22 protein-coding genes are annotated in these 25,284 nt (G+C 55.1%); 6 read left to right on the top strand and 16 right to left on the bottom strand.

All coding sequences use genetic code 11. From position 1 onward, the window contains the following. Positions 1-27: 27 nt before the first annotated feature. Positions 28-2,298, bottom strand: coding sequence for a 5-methyltetrahydropteroyltriglutamate--homocysteine S-methyltransferase (gene metE / locus AC07WB_RS00985; protein WP_494939897.1), 2,271 nt, complete (start codon positions 2,296-2,298; stop codon positions 28-30). Between the two features lie 213 nt (positions 2,299-2,511). Here metE and metR point away from each other — a divergent pair, with 213 nt between their 5' ends. Both metR and AC07WB_RS00975 read left to right on the top strand, forming a co-directional pair. Next, the gene (gene metR / locus AC07WB_RS00980; protein ID WP_097095332.1) at positions 2,512-3,444 is read left to right on the top strand and encodes an HTH-type transcriptional regulator MetR; all 933 of its coding nucleotides are present in this window, start codon (positions 2,512-2,514) and stop codon (positions 3,442-3,444) included. A gap of 93 nt (positions 3,445-3,537) precedes the next feature. Continuing rightward, positions 3,538-4,017, top strand: coding sequence for a YehS family protein (locus AC07WB_RS00975; protein WP_097095333.1), 480 nt, complete (start codon positions 3,538-3,540; stop codon positions 4,015-4,017). Between the two features lie 51 nt (positions 4,018-4,068). Here AC07WB_RS00975 and AC07WB_RS00970 read toward each other — a convergent pair whose 3' ends face one another. After that, positions 4,069-4,938, bottom strand: a complete 870-nt coding sequence (locus AC07WB_RS00970; RefSeq protein ID WP_494939896.1) for a carboxylate/amino acid/amine transporter — start codon at positions 4,936-4,938, stop codon at positions 4,069-4,071. 339 nt (positions 4,939-5,277) lie between these two features. Between AC07WB_RS00970 and glpT the strand changes: the two genes are divergently transcribed. Then, positions 5,278-6,618 (top strand): glycerol-3-phosphate transporter, encoded by a 1,341-nt coding sequence (gene glpT / locus AC07WB_RS00965; protein WP_097095335.1) that lies wholly within the window; start codon positions 5,278-5,280, stop codon positions 6,616-6,618. A 33-nt stretch (positions 6,619-6,651) separates the two neighbouring features. On the opposite strand, the gene yigL is transcribed toward glpT, so the two are convergent. Next, complete coding sequence (gene yigL, locus AC07WB_RS00960; protein WP_494939895.1) at positions 6,652-7,452, bottom strand: sugar/pyridoxal phosphate phosphatase YigL; 801 nt, start codon at positions 7,450-7,452, stop codon at positions 6,652-6,654. 37 nt (positions 7,453-7,489) lie between these two features. Continuing rightward, on the bottom strand, positions 7,490-8,482 hold the full coding sequence (gene pldB, locus AC07WB_RS00955) for a lysophospholipase L2 (protein ID WP_097095337.1): 993 nt from the start codon (positions 8,480-8,482) through the stop codon (positions 7,490-7,492). Between the two features lie 105 nt (positions 8,483-8,587). On the opposite strand from pldB, the gene rhtB reads away from it, so the two are divergent. Next, positions 8,588-9,211 carry a homoserine/homoserine lactone efflux protein gene (gene rhtB / locus AC07WB_RS00950; RefSeq protein WP_400458733.1) on the top strand — a complete coding sequence of 208 codons (624 nt, stop codon included), beginning with the start codon at positions 8,588-8,590 and terminating at the stop codon, positions 9,209-9,211. Between the two features lie 62 nt (positions 9,212-9,273). Here the strand turns inward: rhtB and rhtC are convergent, their stop codons facing one another. From rhtC to pldA, 3 genes are read right to left on the bottom strand one after another with little or no spacing between them, the layout of a single operon-like run. Continuing rightward, complete coding sequence (gene rhtC / locus AC07WB_RS00945) at positions 9,274-9,897, bottom strand: threonine export protein RhtC (RefSeq protein ID WP_097095339.1); 624 nt, start codon at positions 9,895-9,897, stop codon at positions 9,274-9,276. A 12-nt stretch (positions 9,898-9,909) separates the two neighbouring features. Further along, positions 9,910-11,736 carry an ATP-dependent DNA helicase RecQ gene (gene recQ, locus AC07WB_RS00940; RefSeq protein ID WP_400458732.1) on the bottom strand — a complete coding sequence of 609 codons (1,827 nt, stop codon included), beginning with the start codon at positions 11,734-11,736 and terminating at the stop codon, positions 9,910-9,912. 22 nt (positions 11,737-11,758) lie between these two features. Next, positions 11,759-12,637 (bottom strand): phospholipase A, encoded by an 879-nt coding sequence (pldA, locus tag AC07WB_RS00935; protein ID WP_097095341.1) that lies wholly within the window; start codon positions 12,635-12,637, stop codon positions 11,759-11,761. Positions 12,638-12,802: 165 nt separating this feature from the next. On the opposite strand from pldA, the gene AC07WB_RS00930 reads away from it, so the two are divergent. Both AC07WB_RS00930 and rarD read left to right on the top strand, forming a co-directional pair. Next, on the top strand, positions 12,803-13,273 hold the full coding sequence (locus AC07WB_RS00930; protein WP_097095342.1) for a thioesterase family protein: 471 nt from the start codon (positions 12,803-12,805) through the stop codon (positions 13,271-13,273). 22 nt (positions 13,274-13,295) lie between these two features. Then, positions 13,296-14,195 carry an EamA family transporter RarD gene (gene rarD, locus AC07WB_RS00925; protein WP_494939894.1) on the top strand — a complete coding sequence of 300 codons (900 nt, stop codon included), beginning with the start codon at positions 13,296-13,298 and terminating at the stop codon, positions 14,193-14,195. Here rarD and AC07WB_RS00920 read toward each other — a convergent pair. The 9 genes from AC07WB_RS00920 to AC07WB_RS00880 form a co-directional block, all read right to left on the bottom strand. Further along, the gene (locus tag AC07WB_RS00920; protein WP_494939893.1) at positions 14,166-15,218 is read right to left on the bottom strand and encodes an AbrB family transcriptional regulator; all 1,053 of its coding nucleotides are present in this window, start codon (positions 15,216-15,218) and stop codon (positions 14,166-14,168) included. The two genes, rarD and AC07WB_RS00920, sit on opposite strands and share 30 nt — an antisense overlap. A 177-nt stretch (positions 15,219-15,395) precedes the next feature. Beyond that, a complete protein-coding gene (gene corA, locus AC07WB_RS00915) occupies positions 15,396-16,349 on the bottom strand; it encodes a magnesium/cobalt transporter CorA (protein WP_097095343.1) in 954 nt (317 codons plus the stop codon). A 311-nt stretch (positions 16,350-16,660) separates the two neighbouring features. Continuing rightward, positions 16,661-18,823, bottom strand: coding sequence for a DNA helicase II (uvrD, locus tag AC07WB_RS00910; RefSeq protein WP_097095344.1), 2,163 nt, complete (start codon positions 18,821-18,823; stop codon positions 16,661-16,663). A 172-nt stretch (positions 18,824-18,995) separates the two neighbouring features. Next, positions 18,996-19,712 carry a 5-amino-6-(5-phospho-D-ribitylamino)uracil phosphatase YigB gene (gene yigB, locus AC07WB_RS00905; protein ID WP_097095345.1) on the bottom strand — a complete coding sequence of 239 codons (717 nt, stop codon included), beginning with the start codon at positions 19,710-19,712 and terminating at the stop codon, positions 18,996-18,998. Then, entirely contained in the window at positions 19,712-20,620 is a 909-nt protein-coding gene (gene xerC, locus AC07WB_RS00900; protein WP_097095346.1) for a tyrosine recombinase XerC, read from the bottom strand. The genes yigB and xerC overlap by 1 nt, the downstream gene beginning before the upstream one ends. Continuing rightward, positions 20,617-21,321 carry a DUF484 domain-containing protein gene (locus tag AC07WB_RS00895; RefSeq protein WP_400458725.1) on the bottom strand — a complete coding sequence of 235 codons (705 nt, stop codon included), beginning with the start codon at positions 21,319-21,321 and terminating at the stop codon, positions 20,617-20,619. The genes xerC and AC07WB_RS00895 overlap by 4 nt, the downstream gene beginning before the upstream one ends. Further along, positions 21,318-22,142: a diaminopimelate epimerase gene (gene dapF / locus AC07WB_RS00890; protein WP_097097610.1), complete on the bottom strand. Its 825-nt coding sequence runs from the start codon at positions 22,140-22,142 to the stop codon at positions 21,318-21,320. Before dapF ends, AC07WB_RS00895 begins: the two co-directional genes overlap by 4 nt. Before the next feature lie 29 nt (positions 22,143-22,171). Then, positions 22,172-22,375, bottom strand: a complete 204-nt coding sequence (gene lptM, locus AC07WB_RS00885; RefSeq protein ID WP_097095348.1) for an LPS translocon maturation chaperone LptM — start codon at positions 22,373-22,375, stop codon at positions 22,172-22,174. A 134-nt stretch (positions 22,376-22,509) separates the two neighbouring features. Further along, the gene (locus AC07WB_RS00880; protein WP_345827491.1) at positions 22,510-25,071 is read right to left on the bottom strand and encodes a class I adenylate cyclase; all 2,562 of its coding nucleotides are present in this window, start codon (positions 25,069-25,071) and stop codon (positions 22,510-22,512) included. Between the last annotated feature and the right edge of the window lie 213 nt (positions 25,072-25,284).

Below are 25,284 nucleotides of genomic sequence, written 5' to 3'. Positions count from 1 at the left end.
GTATTAACACAACCACTTTTACCGCAATTACGCTTTTTCACCGCGCAGGTTTTGCGCCGCTTTCACCATGTTAGCCAGAGCCTGACGCGTTTCCGTCCAGCCTCGGGTTTTCAAACCACAATCTGGGTTCACCCACAGACGCGCTTGCGGAATACTCTGCGCCGCTTTACGCAGCAGCTCTTCCATCCACTCCACGCTCGGTACGTTAGGCGAGTGAATGTCGTAGACGCCGGGACCGATTTCGTTGGGATAGGCGAACTCTTTAAAGGTATCCAGCAGATCCATATCTGAACGTGACGTTTCGATAGTGATGACATCCGCGTCCAACGCTGCGATTGAATCCATGATGTCGTTGAACTCGCAGTAACACATGTGGGTGTGAATCTGCGTGTTGTCTTGCGCTACTGCGGCATTCAGGCGGAAGGCGTCGACCGCCCAGGCCAGGTACGCTGCCCAATCGGATTGATGCAGCGGCAGGCCTTCACGCAGCGCGGGTTCATCAATCTGAATAATACCGATACCGGCTTTTTCCAAATCTTCCACTTCGTCACGCAGCGCCAGTGCAATCTGTTTGGCGATGGTTTCACGGGTCACATCTTCACGCGGGAAAGACCAGCAGAGAATGGTCACCGGGCCGGTCAGCATGCCTTTAACCGGTTTGTCGGTCAGCGACTGCGCGTATTTTGCCCACTCGACGGTAATCGCTTTAGGGCGGCTGACGTCGCCAATGATGATCGGCGGCTTAACGCAGCGTGAACCATAGCTCTGTACCCAACCATTTTGTGTAAATACGAAGCCGTCGAGGTTTTCGCCGAAGTACTCGACCATGTCGTTACGTTCTGCTTCACCGTGTACCAGCACGTCAAGGCCCAAACGTTCCTGCTCAACAATCGCCTGTTTAATGTGTTCGGCGATACCGGTGCGATAGTTAGCGCCGTCAATGTTACCTTTCTTAAAATCGAGGCGCAGACCGCGGATTTCAGTGGTTTGTGGGAATGAACCGATGGTGGTGGTCGGCCATGCAGGCAAGTTGAAGCGCTTGCGCTGTGCTTTGGCACGCTCGGTATAGCTGCTGGTGCGTTCTACATCTTTCGCCTGAATTTTTGCCAGACGCTCACCAACCGCGGCATTGTGCACGCGCGTTGAGTTGGCTCGAGCACGAATCGGCGCACTCCACGCCACCAGAGAGGCGGCATCGTTGTTATTTAGCGCCTTACTCAGCAACGCCAGCTCCGTACACTTCTGCAATGCAAAGGCGAACCAGCTTTTCACCTCGTCGTCGAGACGCGTTTCCACACTCAAATCGATGGGGCTGTGCAGCAGCGAGCAAGATGAACCGATCCACAGCTGTTTACGCTGGCCAACCAGCGGCTGCAGGCGTTCAAACCAGCTGCTGAGATCCGCACGCCAAACGTTACGGCCGTTGATCACGCCGACGGACAGCAGCCAAGTTGCGGGGATCTGCTGGTTCAACTGCTGGATGTCATCTTTACCGTGTACCAGATCAACGTGCAGACCTTGCACCGGCAGCGCTTTAATTACGTCGAGGTTCTGACCGATGCTGTCGAAGTAAGTGGTTAGCAGCAGTTTGCATTCGCCCTGCAGCACGTCGTAAGCCGCTTTGAACGCATCGCGCCATGCTTGCGGCAGCTCCAGCGCCAGCGCAGGCTCATCGATCTGCACCCATTCGATACCGCGTTTTTTCAGTTCAGCCAGTACCTGTTTGTAGACGGGCAGGATCTCTTTGAGCAGTGACAAACGATCGAACGGCTCGCCTTTCACTTTACCCAGCCACAGATAGGTAACCGGGCCGAGCACCACCGGTTTAACGTTGTGGCCTAACGCTAGCGCTTCATCAACTTCATCGAGCAGCTGTGTCCAGGTCAGTTTGAACTGCTGGCCCTGGCTGAATTCTGGCACCATGTAGTGATAATTGGTGTTGAACCATTTGGTCATTTCGGCCGCCGCCGCCGGTTCGCCGCTAGGTGCGCGGCCACGCCCCAGGCGGAACAATGTATCCAAATCAACAGAACCATCTTTGTTCTGGTGGCGCGCTGGCACGTTACCCAGCAGCAGGCTGGTGGTCAGTACGTGATCGTACCAGGCAAAATCACCGACCGGCAGCAGATTCACGCCCGCGTCTTTCTGCTGTTGCCAATGACGGGCACGCAGTTCACGACCTACCGCCAGCAGCTCTTCCTGTGAGCTTTTTCCTGCCCAATAGCTCTCTTGTGCTTTTTTCAGTTCACGACGCAGACCGACGCGAGGAAAACCGAGGGTATGGTTCAGAATGGTCATTTGATGTTCTCCAGATATTCTTTAGGTACAACCGATTTACGTTCATCCAGCGAAGGCAAATTCCCTTCGCCGAGCGGTGTGGCTGGACAAACGTAAAGTGGCCGCAGCGCTTACTTGAGATGTTTAGCCGTCCAGATGTTTACACCGCTATAATCTGCGGGTACTGTATGTTCCTCAAGCGCAATTTGTTCAATCTCGATGTGAAGGAATCTCATGATCGAACTCAAACACCTGCGGACGCTGCAGGCGTTACGGAATACCGGCTCTTTAGCCGCCGCCGCCTCCCAGCTTCATCAAACGCAATCAGCGTTATCTCACCAGTTCAGCGATCTGGAACAGCGCCTGGGCTTTCGTCTGTTTGTACGTAAAAGCCAGCCGCTACGCTTTACGCCGCAGGGAGAGATATTGTTGCAGCTGGCCGAGCAGGTTTTGCCGCAGATTCAGCAGGCCTTGCAGGCATGTCATGAGCCGCATCAGGCCACGTTGCGTATCGCCATTGAGTGCCACAGCTGTATTCAGTGGCTGACGCCCGCGTTAAATAATTTCCGCCAAAGCTGGCCGCAGGTGGTGATGGATTTCAAATCCGGCGTGACCTTTGATCCGCAACCCGCACTGCAGCAGGGTGAGCTGGATGTGGTATTAACCTCAGATATTCTGCCGCGCAGCGGATTGTTCTACACGCCGATGTTTGATTTTGAAGTGCGTTTGGTAATGGCGCCGGATCATCCTTTGGCGCAGCTTGATCACATCTCTCCGGAAGATATGGCCGAAGAGGTGCTGATGATTTATCCGGTGCAGCGTCAACGTTTGGATGTCTGGCGGCACTTCCTGCAGCCGGCGGGCGTGAGTCCTGCGCTGAAGAGCGTGGATAATACATTGCTGCTGATTCAGATGGTGTCAGCGCGCATGGGCATTGCCGCGCTGCCACATTGGGTGGTGGAGAATTTCGAGCATCAGGGATTGGTGGTGACCAGAACGCTGGGCGAGGGCCTGTGGAGTCGCCTGTATGCTGCGGTACGTGAAGGCGAGCAGCGTCAGCCGGTGCTGGAAGCCTTTGTACGTTTTGCCCGTCAGCACGCCTGTGAACACTTACCTTTCGTGCGCGATGCTGCGCGTCCTGGCGCATTACAAACCACCTCATCCTGATGACGCGGGGCGGCGAATGTCGCCTGTGCTGTTATCCCTGCCCCGCCTGCTCTATAATGCGCCGCCTCAACCCGCGACCAAGAGAGTTTCACCATGATGAGTAACGATGTTCTGCGCAGCGTGCGCTATATGCTGGATTTGAGCGATAGCAAAGTGGTGGAGATTTTTGCCTTAGCGGGAAGTGAAGTGCCGCTGGAAGATGTGCAGGCGTGGATGAAGAAGGATGACGATGCTGCGTTTCGCAAGCTGCCCGATGTGTTGATGGGTTACTTCCTCAACGGTCTGATTTTTTATCGTCGCGGTAAGAGTGAAGATGCGCCCGCACCGTCGATTGAGCGCCGCATGAACAATAATATTTTCATGAAGAAGCTGCGTATCGCCTTTGCGCTGAAAACCACCGATATTCCCGATGTGCTGCTGAAAGCGAACTTCAAGATTTCGCAGGCTGAGGTGGGCGCCATTTTCCGTAACCCGGATCATAAGAATTTCCGCGAGTGCGGCGACCAGATTCTGCGTAATTTCCTAAAGGGTTTGACGATGATTCATCGGCCGGGGCCAGTTAAGAAGGCGTAAATGGGTCGCCAAAAAATGGCGACCCTACGACACAGCGCTGAGATTTTGACTCTATGCGCTGCTTTTGGAACTACTGCCCAACACCCAGCGTTTATGCACATAAAGCGAAGCGAAGATCACAGCGGCACCGGCGAGAAAGCTCGGCCAGTGCGGTTTTTCCTGCCAGATCGCCAGATTCACCAGTAAGCCCGCTGGCACATGCATATTGTTCATAATGCCCAAGGTGCCCGCATCCACCTGCGTGGCGCCGTAGTTCCACATGAAGTAGCCCAAACCTGAAGCCACAACGCCCAACCATACCAGAATGCCCCACTGCAGCGACGTAGTAGGCAGTTTGTTGGGATTGCCCCACAGGCTCCAGGCAATGACGGCGATGATCACCGCACCGAGATAGAACCATGAAAACGCGGTGTGCTGCGGCATTGGGCGGGTTTCCTGCAGGCGCTTGTAGCCGACCATGCCAATGGCGAAGCAGATATTCGCCGCCTGCACCAGCAGCAAGCCAAACCAGAAATGGTCGCTCACTTTGTCATAACGAATAATCGCCGCCCCAATCACAGCCAGCATAGCGCTGAAGGCGTAGCCGATACGCAGCGGACGCCGACGGAGTAAATCGTAGATCAGCGTGACATACAGCGGCGTCATTACGGTAAACAGCAGGAACTCGGTCACGCTCAGATACAAGTAAGCTTCAAAGCTCAGCAAGTACATGATGCCGAGCTGCAGCATGCCCACCAGCATATACAGCAGGATGGTAGAAGCACGATAGCCGCGCCAGCGCAGGAAAGGCAAAAAGACGATAGCGGCAAGCGCTAAACGTATCAGCACAGAGAACCAGGAATCCACCTGACCCGCCAGATATTCCCCGATTAAACTGAAGGAAAAAGCCCACAGAATGGTGGTAACGATCAGTAACAGCACGGTAACGATCCCAAAATAAACAGTAGCGCTAGTGTAAACAAACTGTCGCGATCGGGCTGAATTATCTGGTTTACAATAGCGCAAAATATCGGCAATTAATCGTTATCGCTTCGCTTTATAACCCCAGTAAAATGCGCGAAATACAACATTTCCTGGTTTTTATCGCTCTTCATCGTCATCAAACTGTAACAAATGTGTCACATATCACAGTAACCGTACGTGACCATCACTATCCTTTGCGCGAAATGGAAACATCACCTTTCCGTTTATAACCTTTGCTGCATTTGCCCCAACCTGCTGGGAATTCATAACGATATCGCGCCCTAGAGGGCCACACTCATGTTGAGTATCTTCAAACCTGCATCGCATCGGCCCCAGGTGGCGGATGATCGTGTCGATCCGCTCTATCGTCGTCTGCGCTGGCAAATTTTCCTGGGAATATTTTTTGGCTATGCCGCCTACTATCTCGTGCGTAAGAACTTTGCGCTGGCGATACCTTATCTGGTTGAACAAGGTTTCTCGCGTGGCGATCTCGGGTTTGCGCTGTCGGGAATTTCTATCGCTTACGGCTTCTCGAAATTCATTATGGGATCAGTGTCGGACCGCTCGAACCCGCGCGTGTTTTTACCCGCTGGATTGATCCTCGCTGCAGCGGTAATGCTGTTTATGGGCTTCGTACCGTGGGCGACATCAAGCATCATGGTGATGTTTGTGCTGCTATTCCTGTGCGGCTGGTTCCAGGGCATGGGCTGGCCACCGTGTGGACGCACCATGGTGCACTGGTGGTCGCAGAAGGAGCGCGGCGGCATTGTGTCGATATGGAACTGTGCGCATAACGTTGGCGGCGGCATTCCACCGCTGCTGTTCCTTTTGGGTATGGCGTGGTTCAACGACTGGAAAGCGGCGCTGTATATGCCCGCGTTTTGCGCGATTATCATCGCTTTCATCGCCTTTGCGCTCATGCGCGACACGCCGCAGTCCTGCGGTCTACCGCCGATTGAAGCCTGGAAGAACGATTACCCGCCTGATTACAACGAGAACCACGAGCAGGAGCTGACGGCAAAGCAGATTTTTATGCAGTACGTTTTGCCCAATAAGCTGCTGTGGTATATCGCGCTGGCAAACGTGTTTGTTTACCTGCTGCGCTACGGCATTCTCGACTGGTCGCCAACCTACCTGAAAGAAGTAAAACACTTCACACTGGATAAGTCCTCGTGGGCTTACTTCTTCTATGAATATGCTGGTATTCCTGGCACGCTATTGTGCGGCTGGATGTCAGATAAAGTCTTTAAAGGCAACCGAGGCGCCACCGGCGTGTTCTTTATGACGCTGGTGACCATTGCCACCGTGGTGTACTGGCTGAACCCGCCCGGCAATCCAGGCATCGATATGCTGTGCATGATTGTGATCGGCTTCCTGATTTACGGTCCGGTGATGTTGATTGGTTTGCACGCGCTGGAGCTGGCTCCGAAAAAAGCGGCGGGAACCGCGGCGGGCTTTACCGGGCTGTTTGGCTATCTTGGCGGATCGGTCGCGGCGAGTGCCATTGTCGGCTACACCGTAGATTACTTCGGCTGGGATGGCGGCTTCATCGTGATGATTGGCGGATCGGTGCTGGCGGTGATTCTGCTGCTGCTCACCATGATGAGCGAACATAAGCACAAGAAACAGTTGGTATAACCAGAGCGGGCCGGCAATCACCGGCCCGTTTTTTTAGGCGAGGAACAGCTTACGCAAGGTGTGCGGCACCGCATCGTCCGCGTTGCTGCCAATCACTTCCAGCGTTGGCAAGGTGTCTTTCAGGCGCTGCTGCGCATTACGCATGATGCAGCCTTTACCTGACATGCTGAGCATCTCCACATCATTCATGCCGTCGCCAAAGGCGATGCACTCTTTCAGCGAGTAACCCAACTGTTTGGAGACGGCTTCCAGCGCGTGACCTTTGGAAACGCCACCCGCCATCACTTCCAGACAGGTCGGCAGCGAGAAGCTGACGTTCACGCGATCGCCCCAGCGTGCTTCTATCGCCTGTTCCATCGGAACCAAACGCTCAGGATCATCGCAGGTAAAGAATACTTTGCTGATCCCGTCGGTTGGCAGCATACCCGGCTGATAAACCTGATAGTTGAATACCGATTCGCGGAAATAGTCCTGTTCGTCCGGACGATGGCGACTCATGAACCATTCGTCGTCACGATAGACGTGCGTCAGAATATGCTCATCGTGATACTGCAGGCCGTACAAATCGCTGGCAATATCGGCGTCGAGATTGTGGCTAAACACCAGTTCGCCATCAGCGTTGTGCACGCGCGCGCCGTTAGAGGTGATCATGTAAGCCGGAATGCCGAGCTTATCGCGCATTTGTCCCACATCGATATAGTGACGGCCGGTAGCAAAAACAAAGTGGATGTCACGCGCCACCAGTTCCTGCAGCGTGGTGCGCGCGAACGGAGTTAAACGGTGTTCCGGAGAGAGCAGCGTGCCATCCAGGTCGGATGCGACGATGTGATACATGTAAACCTCGGGTATTGATATCGGTAATTAATATTTGTTAAGCGTGATGTTCGAAGAAATCCACCACCGCATTTAGCGCTTCAGCACGCATCGCATCTTTTTCGAACAAGATCTCATGGCGTGCGCCTTTGATGACATAGGGCGCGTTGCCGGCACAGGGATGCCCTGCTTTGGCCATCTCCGCACAAAAGAGATCCTGTGAGCGGTTATCCACCACATCATCTTCGCTGGCCTGCAGCAGCAGGGTTGGCGTGGTGATTTTCTCGATCTGACTAAAAATGTTACGTCCAGCCTGTACGCCTTCACGCACCCAATGATAGGTGGGGCCGCCGACGCGAATCGCCGGATCGTCGGCGTAAAATCGCAGGTTGCGCCGGTAGCGCTCACGGCTGTGCGTCAGGCGGTTGATGCCAAACGGACTGGCGCGCCAGCGTCCGGTTCCCAGCGCATAACCTTCGCGCAGCGCGGGGAGTTTTTCCGTCCAGTCGAGAATACGGTGCGCCATCCAGTCAGGCAGCGGCAGCACAATGCCAAACATCGGCGCGGAAAATACGGCAGCATGGAACGCCTGCGGCTGGCGCGCCAGAAACAGCGCTAAAATCGCACCGCCCATGGAGTGCGCCAGCACATAGCGCTGTTGATAGTGGTTGCTGACAATTTCTTTCAGATAGAGCGTTTCCAAATCGTCAACGTAGTGGCTAAATTCCACCACATGTCCACGATGTGAATCTTCCAGCAGACGTTCGGAACGTCCCTGACCGCGATGGTCGAGAATCACCACATCGTAGCCGCAGTGGAACAGGTCATAGGCCAGTTCAGGGTATTTGATATAGCTTTCAATGCGGCCAGGCACGACCAGAATGACACGACGATGTTGCGGTGAGGTGAAACGAACATAGCGGATTTTCAGGTTACCCACGCCGGTAAACTCACACTCCTCACGGCGACGCCAGAAGTCGAGCAGCGGACCGGTGGCAAAGGCTGCAAAGCCTCGCTCACGCCCGAGCCAACTCTGTTTATGATGCTGCATCCGTCCCCCCTGAAAAAAACGTGAATGGCGCACCTGAGCTGCATAGCGTGCCGCGATTTTCTGTCGTATTGTGTCACACTTCGCTAACTTCAGGGAATGTCGCACATGACCATTGAATGGTGGTTAACCTACCTGCTGACCACAACCATCCTTAGCCTTTCACCCGGTTCCGGCGCGATTAACACCATGAGCACCGGCATCAGCCATGGCTATCGCGGCGCGGTGGCATCGATTACCGGCTTGCAGCTTGGCCTGGCCATTCATATCGTGCTGGTCGGTGCCGGATTAGGGGCGCTGTTCTCGCAATCACTGCTGGCCTTTGAAGTGCTGAAGTGGGCCGGTGCAGCCTATCTGGTGTGGTTGGGCATTCAGCAGTGGCGTTCCGCTGGCGGTATCGATCTTGATGCCGTAGCCAAAGCGATGCCGCGGCGTCGCCTGTTTAAACGTGCGGTGCTGGTGAATCTCACCAACCCGAAGAGCATCGTGTTTCTTGCCGCACTGTTCCCGCAGTTTATTCAGCCGCACCAGCCGCAGTTGATGCAATATCTGGTGCTCGGCGTCACCACCATCGTGGTCGATATCATCGTGATGATTGGTTATGCCACGCTGGCAACGCGCATTGCAGGCTGGATTAAAGGACCGCAGCAGATGAAGCTACTGAACCGCACCTTTGGTGGCTTATTTATGGCGGTAGGCGCGCTGTTAGCCAGCGCACGTAAAATGGCGTGATAGTCAACCAGGTGGGCATAAATGCCCACCCTACGTAGGGTCGCCATTTATGGCGACCTGGGTTATCGCGAAATGATTAAATGAATACCAAACCCGGCAAACAACACACCCGCCATGCCATCCACCCACTTCGCCATCCGCTGATACTTATCACGCATCCACGGCATAGCGAAAATCGCCGCCACCAGCGTAAACCACGCGAACGTCTCACCGATAATCAGCAGGAACAAGCCCCAACGCTCCATAGCACCCACATCGTTGCCGACAAACAGTGAGAACACGCTACCGAAGTAGATAATCGCTTTCGGGTTCGACAAATTGGTGAGGAAACCTTTCAGGAAACTCATGCCTCTTTTCGGCAATTCGACCACCGGTGCTTCCGTCTGCGGCTGCTTGTGACGTTGACGCGCTGAACGCATCAGCTGCCAGCCCATCCACAGCAGATACAACCCGCCGCCGACCATGATGATTTCATGCAGCCAGGCCATTTTTTCCAGGATCAAATGCAGGCCCATCAGCGCCACGCCAGCCCACACGACAATCCCCAGCGTGATGCCCAATACGCCCATCATCGCTTCTTTGCGCGATCGGCTCGCCGCCGTTTGCGACACAAAGAAGAAGTCCGGGCCAGGACTCATCAGCGCAACCAGATGTACCAGCGCGACGGTGGCGAATAACATCAGCATGATTTATTTCCTTTATTCTTCATCAACATGTTCTTTAATCATCACCAGGAACGGCTTACCAAAACGCTCCAGTTTGCGATGACCGACGCCATTCACGCTGAGCATTTCTGACGCGCTAATCGGCATTTGTTCTGCCATTTCAATCAACGTGGCATCGTTAAACACCACGTAAGGCGGAATGTTCTCTTCATCGGCGATCGCCTTACGCAGCTTACGCAGCTTGGCGAACAGCTTACGATCGTAATTACCGCCATACACTTTTGGCGAACTGCTGCTGCGCGTTTTTACCGTTACGATGCGCGGCACCGCCAGCATCAGCGGCACTTCGGCACGCAGTACCGGGCGGGCGGCTTCCGTAAGTTGCAATGCCGAATGCATAGCGATGTTTTGCGTCACCATGCCCAGGTGGATCAACTGACGCAGCACGCTAATCCAGTGTTCATGGCTGTGCTCGCGGCCTAAACCGTACACCGGCAATTTATCGTGGCCGTTATCACGGATACGCTGATTGCTGGCCCCACGCAAAACCTCAACAATATAGCCCATACCAAAGCGCTGACCGGTACGATAGATGCTCGACAGCGCTTTTTGCGCTTCCAGCAGGCCGTCGTAGCGACGTGGCGGATCGAGGCAGATATCGCAGTTATCGCACTGCTGCTGGCGACCTTCACCAAAATAGTTCAGCAGCACCAAACGACGGCAGGTTTGTGCTTCCGCAAACGCGCCCATCGCATTAAGCTTGTGGCGTTCAATATCCTGCAACGGCCCGGGCACTTTCTCTTCCAGACATTTACGCAGCCACGCCATATCGGCTGGATCGTACAACATCATCGCTTCGGCAGGCAGGCCATCACGTCCGGCGCGGCCGGTTTCCTGATAATAGGATTCGATATTGCGCGGGATATCGAAGTGCACTACAAACCGCACGTTAGGTTTGTTGATGCCCATACCAAACGCCACGGTGGCGACCACAATTTGCAGATCGTCACGCTGAAACGCTTCCTGCACGCTGGCACGCTGCGCACTATCGATACCGGCGTGATACGCGCCAACGCTCAGGCCGCGGCTTTGCAGACGCGCGGCGGTGTCTTCCACTTTGGCGCGGCTGTTACAGTAAATAATGCCGCTTTTGCCGCGCTGATCCTGCACATAACGCAGAAGCTGCTCGGTGGGTTTGAATTTCTCCACCAGCGTGTAGCGAATATTTGGCCGGTCAAAACTGCTGATTTGAATCAGCGGATCGTCCATCTGCAGCAGATGAACGATGTCGTTACGCGTGGTTTCATCAGCGGTGGCGGTTAATGCCATCACCGGCAACGCTGGGAAATGCTGACGCAGCTGGCCAATCGAACCATATTCCGGACGGAAATCGTGGCCCCACTGTGAAATACAGTGCGCCTCATCCACAGCCAGCATCACCGGATTCCACTGATGCAGGCTGTCGAGGAAGTTATCCATCATCAGTCGCTCAGGCGCAATGTACAGCAGCTTGAGCTTGCCGGTACGGCAATCCGCAAAAACCTGCTGCTGCTGTTCACGCGTTTGCGTTGAGTTGAGGCACGCCGCCGCGACACCGTTAGCCAGCAGCTGATCAACCTGATCTTTCATCAGTGAAATCAGCGGTGAAACCACCAGCGTCAATCCTTCACGCACCAGCGCCGGGATCTGATAGCACAGCGATTTGCCGCCGCCGGTTGGCATCACCACCAGACAATCACGCCCTGCAAGCGCGGTTTCGATGATGTTTTGCTGACCGGGACGGAACTGCTGGTAGCCGAAGGTATCTTGTAATACCTGCTGCGCCAGCATTTCCTGATTAAGCACTGCCGATGTTGCCACGGTAATCCTGTATTTTTGCTGGTTAGAACAAATCGTTGAGCGTCACGCCCACGCCAAGACGGGTCTGGCGATGGTTATAGTCGATCAAAGATTCACCATAACCGCTGAAGACCTGCGTGTAAAAGCGCACGTGTTCAGAGATTGGGTAGCTCCAGGCGAAGGTTGCGCCACCGAAGCCGCTGTTCCAGTTGTAGTTGCCTTCCACGCTGAAGATGCTGTCGCCCATCATGTAACCGAGCTTGGCGCGGTAGTAACCCATGTATTTAGTGATATCCGGATTATCGTCATTGCTTTCACTTTCTGGCAGACGATACCAGGGTTTGATCTCAGCAAGTAAGTTGCCGTTCTCTGCCATTAAGCGGGCGTAAACGCGGTTCCAGCTGCGTGACGTCGGATCGCTGCGGCCATTCGACTCATGGTTCAGGCCCGTTTCCACATCGCGCAGCGTCCAGCCCGCGAAGGTGTAATCTGTCGCCCAGCCGAGGAAAATTTGCGGCTCATAGTTGGTTTCACGGAACGGTGATGAGGCGCCACGGTTAGAGAGCTGCCACCACGAACGCTGAGTATAGGACGCGGCGAGTACCGAATTATCGCCTAAAATGCCGCGCCACAGCGGAAACGCCAGACTGAGCTGGAATTTTACTTCATCATTTTTCGCTTTATTGGCCCAGTTATAGGAAGAGATGGCCTCTTTATTCATATCGCTGGTGTAGGTGTAAAGCAGGTAATTGTTTTCGTAAGGATAAAGCACGAACGGGTTATCGTGTTTTTCCAGCAGGTTAGCGATAATGCTGCCCTTCACTGCCGGTGCATCATGAACCTCTTTTATCGTGGCTTCTTCAGCCTGCGCCAGGGCAGGAAGGATCAATGCCGCTGCCAGCAAGGCGTAATGCTTACGCATAGAATTCTCCAGGGAACTGCGTGTCGTGATCGTCAATGGACGGTTCAAAAAGCAGGCCATTCTACACGCAAATCCAGCGGATGATCAGTGCCGATTTCCGAAACTGGAAAGCAGCGCGAACGCGGCATAATATACACAACTCTTTAACATTTTAAGGCAGGAACTATGTCATCCCCGTTGCTAACACAACAGGAAGCGCGCCGTCTGATTGGCGAAATATTTGTTTATCACATGCCTTTCAATCAGGCGCTGGGATTAGAGCTGGATCGGCTGGAAGCGGATTACGCTGAGCTCGGTTTTGCCAATAAAACCATGCTGGTGGGCAATGCGGCGCAGCAGATTCTGCACGGTGGCGTCATTGCCTCAGTGCTGGATGTTGCCGCCGGACTGGTGTGTGTCAGCTATGCGCTTACGCGTCAGGACAGCATTACCGAGGACGAACTGCGCCAGCGCTTGTCACGCATGGGCACCATTGATATGCGTGTCGATTATCTGCGTCCCGGCCGCGGCGAACGCTTTATCGCCACCAGCAGCCTGCTGCGCGGCGGTAATAAAGTCGCTGTGGCGCGCGTCGAATTACACAATCAGCAGGGCGATTACATCGCTACCGCTACCGCAACATATATGATTGGCTGATCGCCACTTTTTGGATGTGATGATGGATACGCAACAAACTCGCCAGGGTATTGGCTACGCGCTTGGCGCTTACTTTATTTGGGGCATCGCGCCGGCCTATTTCAAGCTGGTAAAAGAGGTCCCCGCCACCGAAATTATGACGCATCGCGTGATTTGGTCCGCGCTGTTTATGCTGGTACTGATCACTTTAACCCGCAATTGGCCCCAGGTGCGCAGCGTGCTTGCGCAACCGAAAAAAGTGCTGCTGCTCGCTCTCACCGCCGTGACCATTGGCGGCAACTGGCTGCTGTTTATCTGGGCGGTAAACAATCAGCATATGCTGGAAGCCAGCCTTGGTTACTTTATCAACCCGCTGATTAATGTGGTGTTTGGCATGCTATTCCTGCGTGAGCGCTTCCGTCGCTTGCAGTGGCTGGCGGTGTTGCTGGCGACAACCGGCGTGCTGGTGCAGCTGTGGCAATTCGGTTCGCTGCCGATTATCGGTCTGGGACTGGCGTTCAGTTTTGCCTTATATGGTTTAGTGCGCAAAAAGATTCAGGTTGATGCGCAAAGCGGCATGCTGATCGAGACGCTGTGGCTGTTTCCACTCGCGGCAATTTATCTGTTTGGCTTCGCTGACAGCGCCACCAGCCATCTCAGTGCGAACGCCATGAGCCTGAATCTCAAGCTTGTCGCGGCAGGCATTATCACCACTATTCCGCTGATGCTGTTTGCCGCAGCCTGCGCGCGTCTGCGTTTATCCACCGTGGGGTTCTTCCAGTATCTTGGCCCGACGCTGATGTTCCTGCTGGCGGTCATCTTCTACGGTGAGAGCCTGACGCCGGACAAAATGGTGACCTTCGGCTTTATCTGGCTGGCTCTTGCCGTTTTCATTGTTGATGCGGTGGTATTTTCAGCGCGTACGCGCGTGCGCGTAGCGTGAAATAAAACGCGCCAGCGCCGGACCGGTAAGCAGGATGGTGAACAGACGAAGTGTCTGTAGTGCCATCACAAAAGCGATATCGACCCGCGTGCCCGCCGCAATAATCGCCACGGTATCCAGCCCGCCAGGGCTGGTTGCCAGGTATGCGGTCATCAGATCGACGTGCAGCACGCGCGTCAACATCCAGGCTAATCCGCCACACAACAGCATCAAACCAAAAATCGACACCAGCATTTGCGGCAGCGTGCGCAGCGCCAATAGGAAGATGGGGCGAGTAAAGCGTAATCCCACGCTCCAGCCAATTAGCGAATAGGCCAGCGCCAGCAACCACTCCGGCACCTGCAAGGTGGCCACATCGGTGCCGTGCAGTATCGCGCCAATCAGCGCCGGCAGCAGCAATGCCCCAGAAGGAATACGCAGCTTCTGACCGAGCCATGCACCGGCCACCATGACCACCAGCGTTAGCAGGAAACTGCTCTGCAGCGCGGGAAACCACACCAGATCCACGGTGCCGCCACTGGAACCTAATCCAATACGCGCCACCACCGCGGCTGCCGTGGCGACAAACAGCACGCGCAAATACTGCATAAAGGCGACTAACCGCACATCAGCACCGAAATCACCGGCCATCGCCACCATCGCCGAGGCGCCGCCGGGCGACGATCCCCATGCGCCGGTGGGTCCGGGCAAATGACTGAAGCGCACCAGCAGAAAACCCGATAGCCCGCTAGCTGCCAGGGTCAATACCAGCACCGCCAGTACCACCGGCCAATCCTGAATGAGCGGAGTGAGAATTCCCGGCGATAAGCTTTGGCCGATCATGCAGCCCAGCACCGCCTGTGCCAGCACGAAGAAACGTTTATCGATGCGCACCGTTGCGCCGGATAATCCCATGATGGTGCCGACGATCATCGGACCAAGCAGCAAGGCCGCAGGAAGGTGGAACAACTGGAGAATAATCCCCAGTACTAACGATGCAATCAGCAGAAGGGTCCACTGAAGTCGCAGGGAGAAGCGCGCCATAAGGTGGAATCAGAAAGAAAACAGAACCAACAGGTTACGCAGAAATGGGGAACAGCGCTAGTTTATGGGCTAATGTTAATCGCTTAAGCGCTTTCCGGTCGCCATAAATGGCGACCCTACGTTTTCAGGAGCGATTTTGTAGGGTCGTCATTCATGACGACCGAGATATTCGGCAGGTTACAACCAGTTCTTACGCTTGAAATAGAGATAAGGCGCCAGCCCGGCGAGGATCATTAAAGTAATCGCCCCCGGATAACCAAAGCTCCATTTCAGTTCTGGCATAAACTCAAAGTTCATACCGTAGCTTGATGCCACCAGCGTTGGCGGCAAGAACACCACCGAAACCACCGAGAAGATCTTGATGATACGGTTCTGCTCGATGTTGATGAAGCCCATCGCCGCCTGCATCAGGAAGTTCACCTTCTGGAACAGCGATTCGTTATGCGGCAGCAGTGATTCGATATCGCGCAGGATTTCACGCGCCTGCTCCAGCTGGTTGCTCGGCAGGCGCGCCTTGCGCACCAGGAAGTTGAGCGCGCGCTGGGTATCCATCAGGCACAAACGCACTTTCCAGCCGATATCTTCCAGCTCTGCCAAACGTGACAGCGCCTGATCGTACTCTTCGCCCTGCTGGCCTTCCATGATCACGCGGCTGAGTTTCTCCAGCGCGCTATAAATGTTCTCGATCTCATCCGCCAGCTGCTCGATTTTGGTTTCGAACAGATCCAGCAGCAGTTCATAGGCATTGCCATCGGTCAGCGTCTGGTTGCGCGCACGCATGCGATAGAGGCGGAAGGCTGGCAATTCGCGCTCGCGCAGCGTGTAGAGGCGATCTTCACGGATGGTAAATGCCACAGTGGAGTTGCCCGCGTGGTCTTCCGCATCTTCAAAGAAGAAGAAGGAGTGAATGTGCAGGCCGTCTTCATCTTCGAAGAAACGCGCCGAGGCTTCGATGTCTTCCAGCTCCGGACGCGTCGCCAGGCTCTGGCCGAGTTCACACTGCACGCGATCGCGTTCGCTGTCGTCGGGCTCGATCAAATCGACCCACACCGACGTGTTGAGTTTGTCGTTATCTTCTTCCAGCTCGATGCGCGTCAGGCGATTACGATCGAGTTTAAATGCGCTCAGCATAGCAATAACTCCCCATTTTTTTGGAATGGGACAAGGCGGTGAACCACTGTTTATAGCGGGCACGGCGAAGCCTGAACACGGAAACTTTCGCTTCAAGGGTAAATCAGTGCTAACTCATGCGACGAGAGTAAAAAAGGGAGGTCGCTGATAACCGCTAAGGCTACCAGCTAAAAGAGGTAACCTTAGGAGTTCCTGTTAAACAGGTGATTGAGCCAGCATCGACTGGGCGCGTCCAAGGCATTGTCCTCTCATGATAATAGTGCGCGCATGTTACGCTGAGACGAAAAAGTCGTCAAGGTAGCGCAACCGCGCTACACCGTTTCCAGACGGGCGTAAGCCGCCACCAGCCACTTAATGCCCTGGCCCTGAAACGCCACCTGCAGGCGGCTGTGTTCACCGCTGCCTTCGAGGTTGATAATGGTGCCTTCGCCAAACTTGGCGTGACGCACGCGCTGGCCGAGCGTGAAGCCGCTATCGTTTTGCGCAATCGGCGTGCCCATGCGCTGATGGCTAACTGGACGACTGACGCTGGCGCGCAAGCGTACCTCTTCCACGCACTCCTCCGGCAGCTCGCCGATAAAACGTGAGGGGCGGTGATACACTTCCTTACCATAAAGGCGACGGCTTTCCGCGTAGGTTAGCGTGAGCTTCACCATCGCGCGCGTCACGCCAACGTAAGCCAGACGACGCTCCTCTTCCAAACGCCCGCCTTCATCCAGCGACATCTGGCTCGGGAACATGCCCTCTTCCATGCCGACGATAAACACCTGGCTGAACTCCAGTCCTTTCGCCGAGTGCATGGTCATCAGCTGCACCGCGTCCTGCCACTTGTCGGCCTGACCTTCGCCCGCTTCCAGCGCCGCATGTGACAAGAACGCCTGCAGCGGCATCAAATCTTCGTCTTCATCCTGATAGCTGAACTGGCGCGTGGCCGTTACCAGTTCCTCAAGGTTTTCGATACGCGCCTGGCCTTTCTCGCCCTTCTCCTGCTCGTACATTACCCACAAACCGGAGTCTTTGATCACCCGATCGGTTTGCACATGCAGCGGCATTTCGGCGGTTTCGGTGGCCAGTGAATCCACCAGTTCGCAGAAGCGTTGCAGCGCCGATGCGGCGCGGCCGGCTAACGCTTTGTTCTGTAACAGCTCGCGCGTTGCCTGCCACATTGTCAGTTGTTGTTCGCGCGCGGTCTGGCGTACCACGTCCAGCGTGCGATCGCCCACGCCGCGCACCGGCGTATTCACCACACGTTCAAACGCCGCATCGTCATTGCGATTGGCCATCAAACGCAGATAGGCCAGCGCGTCTTTGATCTCCTGACGTTCGAAGAAGCGCATGCCGCCATAAATACGGTACGGCATGCTGCCTTGCAGCAGCGCCTCTTCCAGCACGCGTGATTGGGCGTTGCTGCGGTAGAGAATGGCGCAATCCTGCAGCGCGTTGCCGTTCTCATGCCAGCTCTTGATGCGATTCACCACGAAGCGCGCTTCGTCTAACTCGTTGAATGCGCAGTAGAGTGAGATCTTTTCGCCGTCGCTGCCGTCAGTCCACAGCTCTTTGCCGAGGCGGCCATTGTTATTGGCAATCAGCGTGTTCGCGGCTTTCAGAATGTTGTTGGTCGAGCGATAGTTCTGCTCCAGACGGATGGTTTCTGCGCCAGGGAAGTCCTGCAGGAAGCGCTGGATGTTCTCTACCTGCGCACCGCGCCAGCCGTAAATCGACTGATCGTCATCGCCGACGATGATCACGCGGCCAGTGTCGCCCGCCAGCATGCGAATCCACGCGTACTGAATGTTGTTGGTATCCTGGAATTCATCCACCAGCACGTTACTGAAACGCTCGCGGTAATGGTTCAGGATATGCGGCTTGTTAAGCCACAATTCGTGGGCGCGCAGCAGCAGCTCGGCGAAATCCACTAACCCGGCGCGATCGCAGGCTTCCTGATACGCCTGATAGATACGCAGCCAGGTTTGCTCCACCGGATTGCCGTAGCTTTCGATATGTTTTGGCCGCAGACCTTCATCTTTTTTGCCGTTGATGTACCACATGCCCTGACGCGCAGGCCACTGTTTCTCATCAAGGTTCATGGCTTTGATCAAGCGTTTGAGCAGGCGCAGCTGATCGTCGCTGTCGAGAATCTGGAAATCCTGCGGCAGACCGGCATCAAGATGATGCGCGCGCAGTAAACGGTGCGCCAGGCCGTGGAAGGTACCAATCCACATGCCGCCCTGGCTGGTGCCGATCAGCTGATCGATACGGTGGCGCATCTCCGCTGCCGCTTTGTTGGTAAAGGTCACCGCCATAATCGAATAGGGTGAACAATTCTCTACCGACAGCAGCCAGGCGATGCGATGTACCAGCACACGGGTTTTGCCACTGCCTGCTCCGGCCAGCACCAGCAGGTTGCTACGCGGTGCGGCGACCGCCTCGCGCTGTTTGTCATTCAAGCCGTCAAGCAGTTCAGAAACGTCCATAAGCACCGTTTTAAGAATTGAGATACATATCCAAAATCATTCGGCTTGCCGCAAGGCGGCAAGTGTGTGAATCCCCGGGAGTTTACATAAGTAAATGACCGGGGTGAGCACGCGCAGCCAACGCAGCGTCAAGTCGAATGATGATGGATACGACTGGATAAATTTACAGCTATTATAGCAGCGAGGTCAGAGATGCCAACCGATCAATTTCAACGTGCGGCAGCAAACGCGCATCATCAATTTTCATCAGATTGCCTGCGCGCAGGTTAATCCAGCAGGCTTGCATGCCGGCACGCAGCGAACCGGCGACATCGGTGGTGAGATCGTCTCCCACATGCAGAATGTGCTCAGGCGCGATGTTCAAACGCTGCGCCGCGAGGTGATACATGTCCTGCCACGGCTTAGCGCGGCCGTGCGGACCGGCTCGCAGCGCGAACTGGAAGTAGTGATCGATGCCGAGCTTTTCCGGACAGGCATTGCCGTTAGTGATCGCCACCAGCGGTACGCGCTCGCCCAGCCACGTCAACGTTTGATGCGTCTCGTCAGGCATAGCGACTTCGCTGCGCCAGTGATGGAATACGCTCATCACTTCGCTGGCACCGGTGGTTGCTTCCGTTGCAGATAAACCCACATTGAGCAGCGCCAGCTCCACCGAGCGGCGACGCCATTCAGACACGTCGTGATAAATCTCCGGCTCGCGCGCCAGCAACTCATTACGCAGCGCCTGATAATCCGCCTGGGTAAACTCGCGCAGCGCCGGATGGTAGGCCTGCAAGGCGGCGTGCGATTCGGCCGTGGTTTTGCGGATCACTGGATGGTTGTCGTACAGCGTGTCGTCGAGATCAAAGGTGATCGCTTTGATCGGGCCGAGCGGACGATAAAACTTCATTAAGACTTTCCTCGTTTGGCACGCGGATGGGCCGCATCGTAAACCGTCGCCAGATGCTGGAAATCCAGATGGGTATAGATTTGCGTGGTCGCCAGATTGGCGTGGCCAAGCAGCTCCTGCACCGCGCGCAAATCGCCGCTCGATTCCAGCAGGTGCGTGGCAAAAGAGTGGCGCAGTTTATGCGGATGAATATGGCTGGCAACGCCCTGCTTAATGCCCCATTCGGCAAAGCGCTTCTGCACGTTGCGCGTCGAGATCCGGCTGCCGCGACTGGAGACAAACAGCGCATCATCCTGCGGCGCAAAACTCGCGCGCAGCGGCAGCCAGTGCTGAATCCACGTCACCGCCGTGCCACCAATCGGCACCCGGCGCTCTTTGCTGCCTTTACCCAGCACCCGCACTTCGCCGGCTTCCAAATCCATATGGCGACAGTCAATATTCACCAGCTCTGACAAACGCAACCCGCCGCCGTACATGGTTTCCAGCATCGCGCGGTCGCGCACCGCCAGCGGATCGTTAAGGTCGATCTCCAGCAGCTGGTTTACTTCATCAACGTCCATGTTCTTCGGAAGATGGCGTGCGTTACGCGGCGTGGAAATCCCTTTGGCGGGATTGGCGGTCAACATGCCCTGATGAACTTGCCAGTCGAGAAAGCTGCGCAGCGCCGACATGCGCAATGCCAGACTGCTAGGCCCCAAACCGCCGCGACGGCTGCGTGCCGCCAGGGTGCGCACCTGCGCGGGTTCGAGCTGCGCCCAACTGGTCAACTTCATGTCATCGGCCATGTCGATAATGGCCTGCAACTGCCGTTGGTAATTCTTTTGCGTCAGCGGACTGAGCTGGCGTTCAACTTTCAGATAACGCAGAAAGTCATCCACGGCTGGCAGCAGCGGACTGACGCTACTCATGCGCGTTCAATCCAGCGCGACAGCAGATCCGGCAGCATTTGCGCCAGATGCTGTAGCAGCAGCGTGCCCATGCCCGCCTGATAATGCTGGTTATCGCGGCTGGTAAACATCAGCACGCCGAGCTCGCCGTGCTCACCCATCAGCGACATCGCCACCGAACCAATCGCTTTGGCCTGCGGCAACAGCAGTAATAGCTCCGGACCATTCAGACTGCCGAGATAGTGCTGATCGTCGCCAAAGCGCTGAATACGCAGCGGCTCAAACGCCTGACGGGACAAGCCGAGTTGGGTGAAATCTGAAGGTGCGCCAATGTGCCACTTGTCGTTGAACACGCGTACATGTGCGCCCGCCAGGCCCAGCTCGCGTGCCCAGCGATGCAAACGCGTCAGCATCTCTTGCAGGCTGTCTGCCGCGGCAAGATGGCCTTGCAGCGTCAGCAGACGATCAAACAGCTGATGGTTGGCCGTGGCCTGCTCCATCAGCAGCGTGATCTCCTCTTCCAACTGCTGGATGTGGTTGCGCTGTCGCGCCATATGCCACTCCACCAGCGAAACGCTGCCGCGTACCGGATGCGGCACCATCATCTGTTCGACCTGGCGTGCATTGCGAATAAAGAAATCGGGGTTGTGACGCAGAAATGCGCTTACCGATTGATCGTCCAGCAAAACCTCGCTTTCGGTCTGCTCTTCGACATTTTTCATAGATGAATAAACCCATCGTAGACGTGTGTGGCGGGACCGGTCATAAACAGCGGCTGCCCTTCCCCTTTCCAGGCGATATGCAGCGTTCCGCCAGGCAGATCGACGCGCACATTCTCGGCCAAAATACCTTGCTGAATGCCGCAGGCAACCGCCGCACAGGCGCCGCTACCGCACGCCTGCGTTTCACCCGCGCCGCGTTCATACACGCGCAGACGGATGTGCTCGCGATGAATCACTTCCATAAAGCCGACATTAACGCGTTCGGGAAAACGCTCATGGCTTTCCAGCTCCGGGCCCAGCGTTTCTACCTGCGCAGTTTTCACGCTTTCCACCTGAATCACACAGTGTGGATTGCCCATCGACACCGCACCAAACATCACGGTTTGTTCGGCAACGCGTTGTAAATAAAGGTTCTCAGCTTTATTTGCGCGTAACGGCACGCTTTGCGGTTCGAAATTAGGTTGCCCCATATTCACACGCACCAGCTCATCGTTGGTAACGCTAAGCACCATGCGACCGGTTTGCGTACTGACGCGGATGTCGCTTTTGTTGGTCAATCCTTTCAGGCGCACAAAGCGGGCAAAACAGCGCGCGCCGTTGCCACACTGCGCGACTTCGCTGCCATCGGCGTTGAAAATGCGGTAGTGGAAATCGAGGTCCGGATCGTAAGGTGGCTCGACGATCAGCAGCTGATCGAAACCGATCCCCAGATGTCTGTCCGCCAGGCGGCGAATCAGTTCCGGCGAAAAAAAGACGTTTTGCGTCACGGCATCCACAACCATAAAGTCGTTGCCGAGACCGTGCATTTTTGAGAACTGCATTTTCTGCTCCGCCGGATTACTCATAGAGTTTAGTTTGCCTGCGAACCAGGCTTGCTGGTGACCAGGCCACCCACATCAGCATCCTGAGAAGCTTTCTGCTGCTGCTCGGTGACCTGCTGATGAGGCTTGTTGGGTTGATCTTTTGGCGGGAAATACAACGGTCCTTTCAGGCCACAGCCTACCAGGCTAACCAGTGCCAGCGCCATACCCAGCTGACTTATCGCTCGTATCATTCTGTCTGCTCTTCTGTCCTTAAGCCATGGTTGCTTATCATCGCAGTTGACGTTGTAAAAGCAACAGGAAATAGCCGCAATTCCAGCAGCAGGTCAGAGTTAGAGCGTATCCCACCGCGCGAACGCGGGCGGGATCAATGCATTTGGTAACGCGGCTGGAAATCGCCGTTATCGTTATCAGGCTGCGTAGCGCAGAGCTGCGTTAACGTTTGGCTGCGGAACGGAATCACCTGGAATCGCTCACCCGTGTTCACAATTTGGTAGAACTGCGGCAAGTTAAAGTTGATAAAGCTTGAGCCGTAGGTAAAGCGATCGTGGGATGAAGAGTAGAAACGGCTCACGTCACGCACCAGCTCTTCTTTACTGCCTTCGCAGTGATGATAAACCTCAACGCGATTGGTTTCGTCGAGGATATAGATATTGAAGCCGCGATCGTCTGTGGTGTCTTCAAAGAAGAACTGAATGATGCCCTCGCTGGCATAGCCGTTTACCACCGGCGGCAGCGGCGTCTGATTCGATTCCACTTTGATCGACAAACCGTGCAGCTTGTTATTGGAAATCGCACCATAGAATTCAACGGCGTTTTCCAGCTTCTGCACGGAGACGCTCATCCGTTCAAAGAATAAGCCCCAGGTTTGCCCCGCCATGCGTAACGCTTTGAAGCGGCCAGGTTCCTGACGCGTGCTGGATAAACGCAGCTCAATACATTCTGAAACCAGCTGCTGCACACGAGTGCGGATTAAGCCGCGCAGATGCTGGCTGTAGCAGAACACTTCTACCGTATCCGGCGGCGCCGCATCCTGATGCATTTTACCGAGGATGGTTTTCAGCGCTTCAATCATCGCCTGCTCGCCGCTGAAGTGCAGCGTGCGCACTTCATTCCACGAGTTGCGATACAGCAGATCGATACTGCCAATCAGGCATTGCTGCTGCTGACCAAAGCTGAATACGTCCAGCTTACGGAAATCAAAATGCACCACCTGATTGCGGAATGCCGAGGTGGGATCGTGTTCCAGATTGACGATAATCGCCAGGTGACGGATTTCACACGGGCTATAGAGTGCTTTCGGCGTGGGTGCCGGCACGCGCAGCGGGAAGTGGCTCGACACGTCATTGACCAGCTCCTGCAGACGTGGCAAATCGCACAGATCGTTGCCTTTCATATGCAGGCGCGTTTTGCTGGTGAGTAAACCGTTGAACCACGCCCACGCCACCAGCTTGTTCAGGTAGCGGTTATATTCCAGCGGCTGATGGCTGATGATGGAACTCATGTCGGGGGCCTGGTTATACAGATACCATCCAGCACGATTCGCGCGGCCCGCCGGGACATGAATAAAGGTGAGATTTTCTTCCGAGAGATCCGGCGAGATCTGGGGGTTCACCAGCGTCACCTTACCCGGCAACGCCTCAAATGCGGCATACAGTTTACGCGTCAGCACGCCGATATCCTGCGGGCTGGCACTGACGCTTAAATTGTTACGGCGCGCAAAGCGGATCAGGTTGCGATAACTTTGCATCATCGCATCCAGCAACTCATTGTGCGCTTCGCGTACCCGTTCGATTTTCCACTCTGCGCGGTTATCCAGTACCGCTAACTTCTCTTCATCCCAGCCCCACTCTTTCACCAGCTGCGAAAGGATCTCGCGACGCCAGCCCGTGCGCTGATGATGATGATCTTCGCTGGAGAGCTTTTCACACACTTTTAAGTAGAAACATCGACGCACTAAATCGAGGCGCGCCATATCATCAACGCTGGTGAGGTAGCGCGTTACGCGCTCCAGCATCATGCAATAGGGATCAAGACCGAAGCAGACAATTTCGCCATCGTGCAGGCGCTGTTTGATATCCATCGAAAGCAATTGCGTGTTGGGATATTCCCAACTGTAGGCTTCCAGCAGTAGGGTTTTCAGCACCGCTTTATACGGCGAATCGATACTTTTATATAGCTGCCACAAACTGGCACCGAAGTACTCTTCCGCCGACAGCGTGCCAAGGCCGCCGAGATCCAGCCACTCATTCGGCGTGAGCACGCCCTGAGAATAGAGTGACATGACGTAATCGTCGTAATGGTGTTCTTCTTCGCCCGGCACCATGTTCCACAGGATGCGTTTACCGGCCATCCGCACCGCGGTGCGATAGAACTCATCCAGCAGCAAAATATGTTGGGTGGAACCGCAGTCTTCACCGCCAAGGCTGCCGCTTTCGTTATGGCGGAAACGGTTCTCGTCAATCAGGAAGAAGCTCACTTCCACACCCATTGACACACACCATTTCTGCAACAGCGTACACTTGCGCTGCAGATTGAGGCGCTCTTCATTATCCAGCCAGGATTGATGGCATACCCAGATGTCGAGATCGGAGATGCTGTTTTGCCCCACGGACGAGGTACTGCCCATGGAGTAAATGCCGGTGATCGGACGTTCGCCTTTCACGCTGCTGCTGAGGTCAAGCGGCTGGCCGCTCGCTAAATTTTGCAGCAGCTGCTGCTGATTTTCATCGGGCGTGTAGAAGCAAACGCCATGCGGAACGCTACCTTCGAGGTAGCCCGGCATCAGCGGATGATGGTAGTGCAATAATGTTGGCAGCAGACTGTAGACTTGCTGGAAAGCAGGTCCCATGGCAGCCAGTGCACGATCAACGCGCAGCTGGTTAATAGCATCCAGTCTCTGTTTCAGTGTCTCAATGTAGAGGTACAAGACGTTTCGCCTGATTGTCCCAGTGTTAAGCACCCTGTTTCCAACGCCTGCCGCTTAATAATAAAGATATTGGGCAAATTATTGCTGGAAACGTGATCAATCTAACACCTGGAGGATTGACCGTAAAGAAAGTTGCGCTACTTAACAGTTTAGCATGTTCCGACTCTAGCCCGGCTTTTTTCAGACTCCAACCTCAATTTCAAACCGCGTAAA

The organism is Pantoea sp. GW821-FHT03E06 (genome assembly GCF_059420725.1).
This window is presented reverse-complemented; position numbering and strand designations above follow the sequence as displayed.

Coding starts and splice junctions, on each gene's coding strand:
- yigL (WP_494939895.1), bottom strand. CDS start 7,452: ATGTATCACATCGTCGCATCCGACCTGGATGGCACGCTGCTCTCTCCG.
- uvrD (WP_097095344.1), bottom strand. CDS start 18,823: ATGGACGTTTCTGAACTGCTTGACGGCTTGAATGACAAACAGCGCGAG.
- metR (WP_097095332.1), top strand. CDS start 2,512: ATGATCGAACTCAAACACCTGCGGACGCTGCAGGCGTTACGGAATACC.
- corA (WP_097095343.1), bottom strand. CDS start 16,349: ATGCTGAGCGCATTTAAACTCGATCGTAATCGCCTGACGCGCATCGAG.
- lptM (WP_097095348.1), bottom strand. CDS start 22,375: ATGATACGAGCGATAAGTCAGCTGGGTATGGCGCTGGCACTGGTTAGC.
- AC07WB_RS00920 (WP_494939893.1), bottom strand. CDS start 15,218: ATGGCGCGCTTCTCCCTGCGACTTCAGTGGACCCTTCTGCTGATTGCA.
- dapF (WP_097097610.1), bottom strand. CDS start 22,142: ATGCAGTTCTCAAAAATGCACGGTCTCGGCAACGACTTTATGGTTGTG.
- metE (WP_494939897.1), bottom strand. CDS start 2,298: ATGACCATTCTGAACCATACCCTCGGTTTTCCTCGCGTCGGTCTGCGT.
- yigB (WP_097095345.1), bottom strand. CDS start 19,712: ATGAAGTTTTATCGTCCGCTCGGCCCGATCAAAGCGATCACCTTTGAT.
- rarD (WP_494939894.1), top strand. CDS start 13,296: ATGGATACGCAACAAACTCGCCAGGGTATTGGCTACGCGCTTGGCGCT.
- rhtB (WP_400458733.1), top strand. CDS start 8,588: ATGACCATTGAATGGTGGTTAACCTACCTGCTGACCACAACCATCCTT.
- pldB (WP_097095337.1), bottom strand. CDS start 8,482: ATGCAGCATCATAAACAGAGTTGGCTCGGGCGTGAGCGAGGCTTTGCA.
- AC07WB_RS00930 (WP_097095342.1), top strand. CDS start 12,803: ATGTCATCCCCGTTGCTAACACAACAGGAAGCGCGCCGTCTGATTGGC.
- rhtC (WP_097095339.1), bottom strand. CDS start 9,897: ATGCTGATGTTATTCGCCACCGTCGCGCTGGTACATCTGGTTGCGCTG.
- AC07WB_RS00895 (WP_400458725.1), bottom strand. CDS start 21,321: ATGAAAAATGTCGAAGAGCAGACCGAAAGCGAGGTTTTGCTGGACGAT.
- AC07WB_RS00975 (WP_097095333.1), top strand. CDS start 3,538: ATGATGAGTAACGATGTTCTGCGCAGCGTGCGCTATATGCTGGATTTG.
- glpT (WP_097095335.1), top strand. CDS start 5,278: ATGTTGAGTATCTTCAAACCTGCATCGCATCGGCCCCAGGTGGCGGAT.
- pldA (WP_097095341.1), bottom strand. CDS start 12,637: ATGCGTAAGCATTACGCCTTGCTGGCAGCGGCATTGATCCTTCCTGCC.
- xerC (WP_097095346.1), bottom strand. CDS start 20,620: ATGAGTAGCGTCAGTCCGCTGCTGCCAGCCGTGGATGACTTTCTGCGT.